The sequence below is a fragment of the Nocardia sp. genome, from assembly GCF_025465275.1.
Taxonomy (GTDB): Bacteria; Actinomycetota; Actinomycetes; order Mycobacteriales; family Mycobacteriaceae; genus Nocardia.
Map to the genome: position 1 here is coordinate 1 of NZ_JAODNK010000079.1, position 6,851 is coordinate 6,851.

At 62.5% G+C, this 6,851-nt stretch carries 7 protein-coding genes and 1 pseudogene; 6 read left to right on the forward strand and 2 right to left on the reverse strand.

Annotation, left to right across the window (positions count from 1 at the left end):
* Together JWN03_RS18975 and JWN03_RS18980 are read left to right on the forward strand one after the other, a co-directional pair.
* Window positions 1–377: pseudogene (locus JWN03_RS18975) on the forward strand (hypothetical protein); the annotation flags it as partial.
* A 261-nt stretch (window positions 378–638) separates the two neighbouring features.
* Window positions 639–1,783, forward strand: a protein-coding gene (locus JWN03_RS18980) for an IS3 family transposase (RefSeq protein WP_297616453.1) whose coding sequence is annotated in 2 segments (ribosomal slippage) — window positions 639–918 and window positions 918–1,783 — 1,146 coding nt in all. Because the reading frame shifts where the segments join, the coding sequence is not laid out codon by codon here.
* 255 nt (window positions 1,784–2,038) lie between these two features.
* Here JWN03_RS18980 and sigJ read toward each other — a convergent pair.
* A complete protein-coding gene (sigJ, locus tag JWN03_RS18985; RefSeq protein ID WP_297616456.1) occupies window positions 2,039–2,929 on the reverse strand; it encodes an RNA polymerase sigma factor SigJ in 891 nt (296 codons plus the stop codon).
* Window positions 2,930–3,063: 134 nt separating this feature from the next.
* Here sigJ and JWN03_RS18990 point away from each other — a divergent pair, with 134 nt between their 5' ends.
* Complete coding sequence (locus JWN03_RS18990; RefSeq protein WP_297616459.1) at window positions 3,064–3,645, forward strand: NADPH-dependent FMN reductase; 582 nt, start codon at window positions 3,064–3,066, stop codon at window positions 3,643–3,645.
* 8 nt (window positions 3,646–3,653) lie between these two features.
* Window positions 3,654–4,127 carry a YybH family protein gene (locus JWN03_RS18995; RefSeq protein WP_297616464.1) on the forward strand — a complete coding sequence of 158 codons (474 nt, stop codon included), beginning with the start codon at window positions 3,654–3,656 and terminating at the stop codon, window positions 4,125–4,127.
* A gap of 213 nt (window positions 4,128–4,340) precedes the next feature.
* Here JWN03_RS18995 and JWN03_RS19000 read toward each other — a convergent pair whose 3' ends face one another.
* Complete coding sequence (locus JWN03_RS19000; RefSeq protein WP_297616467.1) at window positions 4,341–4,763, reverse strand: hypothetical protein; 423 nt, start codon at window positions 4,761–4,763, stop codon at window positions 4,341–4,343.
* Between the two features lie 318 nt (window positions 4,764–5,081).
* Between JWN03_RS19000 and JWN03_RS19005 the strand changes: the two genes are divergently transcribed.
* Together JWN03_RS19005 and JWN03_RS19010 are read left to right on the forward strand one after the other, a co-directional pair.
* Window positions 5,082–5,333, forward strand: a complete 252-nt coding sequence (locus JWN03_RS19005; protein WP_441343019.1) for a TIGR02391 family protein — start codon at window positions 5,082–5,084, stop codon at window positions 5,331–5,333.
* Between the two features lie 382 nt (window positions 5,334–5,715).
* The gene (locus tag JWN03_RS19010; RefSeq protein ID WP_297616469.1) at window positions 5,716–6,162 is read left to right on the forward strand and encodes a hypothetical protein; all 447 of its coding nucleotides are present in this window, start codon (window positions 5,716–5,718) and stop codon (window positions 6,160–6,162) included.
* The last annotated feature ends 689 nt before the right edge of the window (window positions 6,163–6,851 follow it).

A 6,851-nucleotide genomic window follows, 5' to 3' on the forward strand; every position in this document is an offset into this window, starting at 1 on the left:
CGCAGGTGCGTGACCCCGCCGCGGCCGACCGCTGGACCTGGCTTACCCTCGCTGCGTATGCGCAGTTGCGGCTGTCGCGGCCCCTGGCCGCCGATCTGCGGATGCCCTGGGAGAAACCCGTTGCCCCACACCGGCTCACCCCGGCACGGGTCCGGCGAGGGTTTCGGCACATCCGCACGAAGACAGGCTCTCCGGCCGGTGCACCGAAACCCTCCCGGCCCGGACCCGGCCGCCCACGCGGGCTGAAGAACCGTCACCCCGCCGCCCGCCAGGACGTCGGATTGGTCCTGGCTACCGGCCACCCCTACACCCGCCCAACCCACCATAAGAAGGGCACCAAACCCCGCCGAACAGCACAAACACCCGTCAGAGGTTAAATCTCAAGCTAAACACCCGACCGCGCAAGACCCTTGGCTGGCGAACTCCCGCCGAAGTTCTGAACGATCACCTAAGCTCACTTGCACAGGACAGTGTTGCGATGACCGCTTGAACCTGAGCAATACACGTCCATCGCGGTCACCGAACGGCTCGCCGAGGCCGGGATCCAGCCCTCGGTCGGGGCGGTCGGATGGGACTGCCCCCGGTTCGGTTGACTCCTGACCTGTGAGGACTTGTTCCTCGCTGGGAGGATGACGACCATGCCCAAGCCGTATCCCGAGGAGTTCCGTCGCGACGTAGTCGCGGTCGCCCGCAAGGGCGAGATCTCGTTGACCCAGATCGCGAAAGACTTCGGGATCTCCCAGAGTTGTGTGAAGAACTGGGTGAAGCAAGCCGATATCGAGGACGGGAACCGCCCGGGCACGACCCGCGACGAGTCCGCCGAGTTGCGGGCCGCGCATAAGCGGATCCGCCAGCTCGAGCAAGAAGCCGAAGTCATGCGCCGCGCGGTCGCTTATTTCTCTCGTGACGTCAACCCAAAATGATGTACCCGCTGGTCCTGGACCTGGCCGCCGACAAGATCGATGTCGCGGTGACCTGCCGGGTGCTCGGCTTCTCCACCCAAGCGTTCTATAAGTGGAAGAAGAGCCCTGTCTCCCAACGTGATTGGGATGACGCGCATCTTATCAACGCCGCCTACGAAATCCATGCTGATGACCCGGCGTTCGGCTATCGGTTCATCGCCGACGAGCTACCCGCCCGCGGCATCCGGGCGGGCGAGAACCGCGTCGCCAGATTGTGTTCGGCGCAACATATTTGGAGTATCTTCGCCAAGAAACGCGGGCTGAACCGCAAGGCTGGCCCACCGGTCCACGACGACCTCGTCGCCCGCAGATTCACTGCCCGAGCACCGAATCTGGTGTGGCTGACCGACATCACAGAGCACGCTACCGGCGAGGGCAAGCTGTATTTGTGCGCGATCAAGGACGTCTACTCCAACCGGATCGTCGGCTACTCGATCGATTCCCGAATGAAGGCCTCCCTCGCGACCACGGCACTGGCTCACGCGGTCGCGTTCCGCTCGCCCACCGCGACCATCGTTCACTCGGACAGAGGCAGTCAGTTTCGGTCGAGGAAGTTCGTCAATGCGTTGTCGGTCAACGGTTTACGAGGATCGATGGGCAGAGTCGGAGCATGTGGTGACAACGCTGCTATGGAGTCGTTCTTCGCGCTGCTGCAGAAGAACGTCCTGGATCGTCAGCGCTGGACGACCCGCTCGGAGTTGCGGTTGGCGATCGTAGTCTGGATCGAGAAGACCTACCACCGCACTCGCCGGCAACGCCGACTCGGCCGCCTCACCCCGATCGAGTTTGAGACAATAAACCAGCCCGCACTCGCGGCCTGAACCACCACACCCGCGAGTCAACCGAACTCGGGGCAGTCCCAGCCGCCCCGTACCGCCGGTGTAGCCCGCCCGGACCGAACCGGAAACCCGCCATCGCTGCTGGTCAGGCCGTTGTCGTTGTTTTCGCGCGGCTGCTACCAGAACCCCGATCGGTTGCAGCGGCAAGATTTTCATGCTGACCCTGCACGGACCGTAGAAGCTGTTGTTTGCCGCCGAACCATTCAAGGACAGATTCGGTGCGGATGCACGCCGGATTCAGCCTGCTGTCCAGGGCCGCAGTTTCTCCGGATTCCGGATCACCCAGATAGAGGTGATCCGGCCGTCGGCGATGTCGAAGGCGTAGACCGAGACGACGGTGCCGTCGGTCTCCGCAACCAGGCCGGGCTGGCCGTTGACCGTGCGCTCGACAAGGGTCACAGGGGTGCCGCGGATGGCGAGCTCCATCCAGGCGTGGGCGATCTGCTCGCCGCCGTTGATCGGGTCGAGGAAGGCGAGCGCCAGGCCGCCGCCGTCGGCTGTCGCGGTCGCCCGCGGGTCGAGCAGACCGATCAACGCCTCGATATCCTTTGTCTCCCAGGCTCGTTTGAAATCCCGGACAACTTCCGCGCGTTCGGTGTTCGACGGCGCCCGGGAGGTGCCGATGCGGCGGCGGGCGCTGGAGGCGAGTTGGCGGCAGGCCGCCGGGGTGCGCCCGACGACCTCGGCGATCTCGGCGAAGGAGTAGCCAAAGACGTCGTGCAGGACGAACGCCACTCGTTCGGCGGGGGTCATGGAATCCAGGACGACGAGCAAGGCCATGCTGATCGATTCGTCAAGGGTGACCCGGTCGGCGGGATCGGGGGAAGCCGGACCCGCCAGCCAACCGGATCGCCCGGGCACCGGCTCCGGAATCCATTGGCCCACATACCGTTCCCGCCGGGCGCGTGCAGAACCGAGCAGATCCAGGCAGATCCTGCTGACGACCGTGGTCAGCCACGCGCCGGGCGCCGCGATCTCCTCCCGCTGCCGCTCCGACAGTGTGTACCAGCGCGCGTAGGTCTCCTGCACCACATCCTCCGCCTCGGCCAGCGACCCAAGCAGCCGGTACGCGACGTTGATCAGCTGACGGCGCTCGTTCATCACCGTGTCCAGGTGCGGGTCGGTCATGGTCGGCTCCTTCGCTCTACGGTCCCTTACCGATATCGACGAATCACCGACTCGATGTGTGAGGCGGCCTGACATTCCGGACTTCTGCGTCGTCGGTAGGTCGAGCAACTTTCAGGAGAACAGGAGTTCCGGCAATGACTAAAATTGGCATCATTCTCGGCAGTACCCGGCCTAACCGCAACGGCTCGCAGGTCGCCCGGTGGGTCTTGGACGCGGCATCGGCGCGCGGTGACGCCGAATACGAACTGATCGACCTACGCGACTACCCGCTACCGCATCTCGACGAGCCGGTGGCGCCCGCGTTCGGCCCCTCGGCGAATGCGCACACCCGCGCCTGGGCAGAAAGAATTGCCCCGTTCGACGGTTTTGTGATCGTGACTCCGGAGTACAACGGTGGTTACCCCGGAGTCCTGAAGAACGCCCTCGACCACCTGTTTGCCGAATGGACGAACAAGGCAGTCGGATTTGTCTCCTACGGCGCGAACGGCGGCGCGCGAGCCGTGGTACAGCTGCGGGCGGTCTGCAGCACCCTCGGCATGGCCGATGTCGGCTACCAGGTCGCGATCTCGGTGCTCACCGATTTCGAGAACTACTCCACCTTCACCCCACGCACACCTCATGCCGACGCCCTCGGTAAAACGCTCGATCAGCTCATCGCCTGGAGTGGCGCGCTCGCACCGCTGCGGGCTGCCGAACCCGCTCCCGTCAATTCGTGAGCCGATCCATGACCGTATCCGATAACTTTCAGTCTCCCGCCGACCACATCGCGTCCGACTCGGTCGAGATTCGCCGGCAGATCGACCGGGTGATCGAAGGGTTACGCACCAAAGACCTCGAGGTCCTCCGGCAGCTGTACACCACCGACGTGGTGTCCTTCGATGTCGAACCACCGCTCCAGCACGTCGGGATAGCAGCGAAACTCGAGAACTGGGCGAAAGTATTCCTGTTCTTCGAAACCGTGACCTACGAAGTGCGCGACCTGACACTGACCCTCGGCAACGATGTCGCCTTCGGCTATGCCCTCGCTCGCCTCAGCGGCACATCGAAGAACGGCACACCCGCGACCGGTATGTGGGTCCGGGTCACCTACGGCCTGCACAAACTCGACGGCACCTGGTTGATCGCGCACGACCAGGTCTCGGTCCCGCTCGACATCGCGACCGGCAACGCCGTGGTCGACCTCCAGCCTGATAGTTGAGTGGAACGAAGAAAGCCCCTTTACCAGGAATGCCCGGTAAAGGGCTTTCTCGTGGTGCGCCATCAGGGACGTTGACGCATTTACTCACCTATGGCATGACGGTGGGTGCCCATGTGCTGGACGTCAGTCCTCGAATCGGACGTGGTCAAGAGATCATGATCGATGTGAAAGCATCATCCGATCGCTGGTGTTGACTCGATCGGCAGGATCGTCTTAGTACGCCCGCTGCCCTACGCCTCGTGACGGGGCCGGTGAGCGGCGGTCCCGGTAGATCGGAACCGCCGTGCTGGCCCGATCCAGAACGCCCCGGTCCCCTCTACAGGAGGGTAGTGATATGCGTCGTTTCGCAATCGTCGAGGGAGATGAATACGACGTCAAGAACTCCCGGTACGCGGGATCGGTTTCGGTGGCAGCCAACGCGGCCAACTCGTCTGTCAACCATGACTTGTCCGCTTCGGACAGCTGGCCAAGCAGGTAAGCGGCGTGCTCTTGCTGCTTGATCGCCGTGCGGTCATCAACTACCTCCTCATCGCACGTCTCGAAGAACCACGTATGGGCCACCACGATCTTGAGTAGTTGCCGGATCAGGTCAGGAGGGTTTTTCATGGTCGACAGCGCCTGCCAGTCCGAAAGCAATTACTGATTACCTTGGGCTGAACCCCTTTTGAGCAGCATGAGGTTCGTTGGCGCTGGTTGGGCAGGCGGGCAGATTCCGGATCGGTGGCAGTGCCGGTCCGATAGCGGCGATGGTGAGCTGGGTCAGTCCAGCGATCCAGAGTGTCGTTGCATTGCCGATCGCCGCTGCGATCGGTCCGACACCGGCTTGTCCGATCGGCGCTGCTGAAAGGGATCCCAGCTCGACGAACGAGTTGACTCGCGAGAGCACGACGGGCTCGATGTGCCGCTGCTGCAGGGTTCCCCACAGCACGTTCGACACTGTCGTGCCACCGCTGGCTGAATAATTCGCTGATCGGGGTGAAGTTGATGCGCACGGCGTTCCATCCCGAAAGTGGGGCGCTTACCGATCCTACGGCTGAGGGCGGCGAGAAGTCCGCAATGACGGATCTGTTCGCTGGTGCGATCGGTGCATTCAAGAATCCGGCGAGTCACCGGACAGTCCAATTCAACGACGCCGTCGAAGCCGCCGAGATCATTCAGCTCGCAGATCTCCTGTTGAAGATCGTCCGGCGCTCCCAGCCCCCGTAGTCAAGGAAGTAGACATTGCTGCTGCGCGATGCTGCGCTGCACACCGACCCCGCCGCCTGGTGGGACGACTTTGCGCCCCGCTTCGGAACCCTCGCAGCCGCCGAACATCCTTTCCGGATCGCAAAATAGACGCGTCGACTGGTGCCTCTGGAACTGGTCACATTGCGAACAGGAGTTGCGTGACACCGCCGACTGAGTCCTGCGCGCTTGGAACAGCTGCGAGACTGCGCGCCGCGCACCTCATTATTCGACACCGACTACTTTCCCACCCCGGACCGGTGATGCGCCCACACTGTAGAGAGACGGGTTGAGGCCTGGGATAGAGGGATCAGCGGGTCTACGAGGCCGAGATTTCCGGTGAATCACAGAGGTAGGTGCAGCCATGGGGTTGTATGAGGATGCGCAGCGCGCAAAGACTGAACAGGCGGCGAAAGCCGCTGAGCTCGATGCGGTCACCGCGGCGTTGGTGGAGAAGGATCAGCGGGCAGTGAACGAATTCGTGTCCGTGATCCACCGATTGGGGATCGCACCGGTCGAACATCGGTTCGTTGAGAGCCTCAACTACAGCCGCTACGAGCTTGTGCCTCTACAGGGATGGGGTCTGACCTCGCGAAGCACTGTCGCACCATGCTCCGGCGTATCAGGCTCTGGCGAATACCCTTGGTGCCGTTGCCCGCCGATGCCGATGGTGGGGATCGATGGCCGTGTGTACTTCATCGAGCGCCAGCCCAGACTCGGATCCTCCGATCAAAGGCCGATCCCTGCCCAACTGCCGAGGCAGGGTCTGCAGAGTTCACTCGTACAGACGCTGGCCTATTACATGCCGTAGCGGGCCGTTCGGAAAACGATCGGTTCTCAACACCTCGGCGACTGAGTGGAGGTGGGCTGGATTCGAGTTGGGATGCGGTGTCGAAAAACGTGTTCCAACGTGGATCCCGATGGGAGCGGCAAGATACCCGCTGTCGCAGGACTTTTCACGCCACCTGCAGAAGCGTCAGTGCTCCAGACTTGTGCGTAACGATATGAAGATAGGAATGAATACGGAGGCTCATATTGTGGGCATCTAGGTTCTCCGCAGGTCGCTTTAGCTGCGTTGAACTGCACAAATGAGCGGACGTCGCACCACAGCTAGTCGGCTGACTTAACGCAAATTGACCTCGGATACCTGCCTGTGGTCATGTACTGACCCTCATCCCACGCGAAGCCGCATACCCTCCTGACCTGCGCCGATCTCGATCGTCTGCGACCTGCAGATTTCGTGATAGCCTTCGGCGCGAAGGGGATAGGTGTATCTCCACGACCCCCGGCCACATGGCTGGGGTTTTCTTGTTTCAACCCATAGCTGTCCGACTCCAAGCCCCCAGCGCCCTGCGCTGGGGGCTTTTTGTCTTAGTGCCTGTGAACAAACTGCTCACTTCCGTGGCTGGGTGCGGGCGAGGCGTCGGGACATGAGCATGATCATCGACCAGGTCACCCAGGCTTCGTGATGGTCAGGCAGGCGTTCGTAGTCGCGAATGC